A 1,998-nucleotide genomic window follows, 5' to 3' on the forward strand; every position below is an offset into this window, starting at 1 on the left:
GACGGGCGGGACGGGAGAACGGGCGGACGGGGGCGTCACGGCGGCGGCGAGACGGGGAAGCAGCAGGCCCAGAGGCGCGTCGACTCGGACGGCCGCGCGGCTGTCCCCCCGAGTCGGACCCTGGTTGACGATCGCGACCGGGATGTCGAGCTCCGCCGCACGGAGCACGAACCGGTAGCCGGACATCACCGTCAGCGACGACCCGAGGATCAGCAGCGCCCTGGCCCCCTCGACCAGCCGGAACGCCTCCGCGACACGCGGCCGCGGCACGGTCGCGCCGAAGAACACCACGTCCGGTTCCAGCTCGTCACCGCCACACCGGCGGCAGCCCACCATGACGAAGGCGGCGACCATGTCGTCGGGGAGCGTGACATCGCCGTCCGGGTTGGTCTGCGCGGCGCCGACATGGAATCCGGGATTGACCGCCCGCAGACGCTGGTCGAGCTCGAGGCGAGGGCTCACGTCGCCGCAGCCGCGACACAGCACGCGCGACAGCCTGCCGTGCAAATCGATGACGCGCCGTGAGCCGGCGCGCTGGTGCAGGCCGTCAACGTTCTGCGTCACGACGCCGGTCACCAGGCCGTCCTGCTCCAACCGGGCCAGTGCCCGGTGGCCCGGGTTCGGCTCCGCCCGGGCCACCCGCCGCCACCCGGCATGGCTGCGGGCCCAGTAGCGGTGCCGGGCCGCGGGATCATCGGTGAACTCCTGGTACGTCATCGGGGTGTGACGGCGCAGTGCCCCGTTCGGACCCCGGTAGTCCGGAATACCGGAGTCGGTGGAGAGCCCCGCACCGGTTACCACCGCGACCCCGCCGGCCGCGACCAGCGAGCAGAGCCGGTCGAACGCCTCGCCCCCGCCACCCGCCGCCTGCTGTCGCGCACCGTCCCTCACACCGTCCATGCTGCCCGATCCGCCCGTGCCCCGGATGCCCGTTCCGCGCCACCGCTCCCTGCCCGTCCGGGGATGGAGCCGGGGGAAGACGTCCCGGCAGGTTGATGTTTCGGACACCGGCATCGATACGTCGTGTAGTCGTCGTAGCTGTGTGGTGTGATCAGGCTCTGAGTCGTACGGTTGCGGCGAAGCCAGCCTTCCCGAGGATGGTTACGACGATGGACGGCGAGAACGCACAGGTCAGCACCAGGCACGCCGAGTCGGGGGATGCCCGGCGCCACCCCTCCGGCCCAGTCGCTCACGGCAGGTCAGCCGCGTCGACCACGACCAGGACCACCGTCAAAACCGTCGGCATGGCCGCCGGCACGAGCGTGGGCCGACCGGCCGCGATGGAGGCTGAGCTGGCCTCGGTCCATCCCGGTCCGGCCGCGCCGGTATGTGAGGCGGCCGGGCGCATCGCCCGGTCGGAGGAGACCATCGAGGCGGAGGTCATCCGCCTCTTGCCCGGAGCCCTCGCCGTCGTCCGCACTCCCGCCGGAACGGAGGAGGTGGGCATCGCCCTGGTTGACGCCCATCCCGGAGATGCCGTGCTGGTTCACGCCGGGGAGGCGATCGCCGTTCTCTAGCTCATCCGTTCGTCCGTCCGGGCCAGGCCCATCCAGGGCAGGGGGATGCAATGACGGTTCGTTCGCCGTTCAACCAGACCGCGGCGATCGCGGACGCCGAGATCTACCGCGAGGAGCCCATCCGTCCCGACCGCGCCATCACGCGCGGCTCGGACCGGCGGATCGGGGTGCTGACCCCACCGTGCTATGCCCTCGCCCACCCGGGGGAGCGTTCGCACGCCCACGCGGAGTGTCTCCTGGAGTGCGGCCCCGCCGCCATCCCCGACGTCACGCTGCGGGTCCGGGTGCGCTACCTGCAGATGACGGTCCGTTTCGTGGATCGTGACCCCGGGGACGGGGGCCGCTTTCCACCAGGCTGCCGGCCTGCGGGAGATGCCGAGCCCCGCGGCTGGGACGAGTTCGTCCCGCGCCAGGTCGACGATGTGGTGACGGTCACAGACCTGTTGGCGGCGCCTCCCGGCAGCGCGGTACCGACGGCCGC

Annotated in this window: 2 protein-coding genes and 1 pseudogene; 2 read left to right on the forward strand and 1 reads right to left on the reverse strand. The window is 72.2% G+C overall.

The window, feature by feature from the left end:
- Positions 1 to 900 (reverse strand): NAD-dependent protein deacetylase (locus AC08OO_RS19775; RefSeq protein ID WP_476618872.1); only part of this gene is annotated, 900 nt, incomplete at its 3' end.
- Positions 901 to 1,109: 209 nt separating this feature from the next.
- On the opposite strand from AC08OO_RS19775, the gene AC08OO_RS19780 reads away from it, so the two are divergent.
- Positions 1,110 to 1,517 carry a hypothetical protein gene (locus AC08OO_RS19780; RefSeq protein ID WP_476611211.1) on the forward strand — a complete coding sequence of 136 codons (408 nt, stop codon included), beginning with the start codon at positions 1,110 to 1,112 and terminating at the stop codon, positions 1,515 to 1,517.
- Positions 1,518 to 1,567: 50 nt separating this feature from the next.
- Positions 1,568 to 1,998, forward strand: a pseudogene (locus tag AC08OO_RS19785) (hypothetical protein); the annotation flags it as partial.

The organism is Frankia sp. CeCAU1 (genome assembly GCF_977971845.1).